This is a genomic window from Mesorhizobium sp. M7A.F.Ca.MR.362.00.0.0 (assembly GCF_004023175.1).
In the GTDB taxonomy this organism is placed as follows: domain Bacteria; phylum Pseudomonadota; class Alphaproteobacteria; order Rhizobiales; family Rhizobiaceae; genus Mesorhizobium.
The window spans coordinates 1-425 of record NZ_RZTF01000924.1; the positions used below are offsets into that span (position 1 = coordinate 1).

1 protein-coding gene is annotated in these 425 nt (G+C 68.9%); it reads left to right on the forward strand.

The features are described 5' to 3' along the window. Positions 1-11 precede the first annotated feature (11 nt). A partial coding sequence (locus EOC06_RS38535; protein WP_128310180.1) for a LysR family transcriptional regulator occupies positions 12-425 on the forward strand: 414 nt, incomplete at its 3' end.

A 425-nucleotide genomic window follows, 5' to 3' on the forward strand; every position in this document is an offset into this window, starting at 1 on the left:
ATGCTGATCTCATGCGCAAACTGCCGAACCTCAACGCCACCCGCGCCTTCGAGGCCGCTGCCCGGCATGGCAGCTTCGCTGCGGCGGCGGACGAACTGGGCGTCAGCCATGCCGCCGTCAGCCGCCACGTGCGCAATCTGGAGATGGAACTGGGCGTGGAACTTTTCGAGCGTCATGCCCGCCATGTCGTGCTGACCGGCGAAGGCAGCCTCTTCGCCCGCACCGTCGCCCGGTCCTTCGCCGATCTGGCGCTCGGCGTCGGGCGTCTGAAACGCGGCACCGCCAAGGGAACAGTGGTTCTGGATGTGGAAACCGATCTGGCGGTCGTGTGGCTCATGCCGCGCCTGACGGCGCAGGCGCTGGACGCGCTGCGGCTCAACGTTGATCTCCGCTGCCGCCCGGACCCGCCGCGCAGCCTGCCAGGC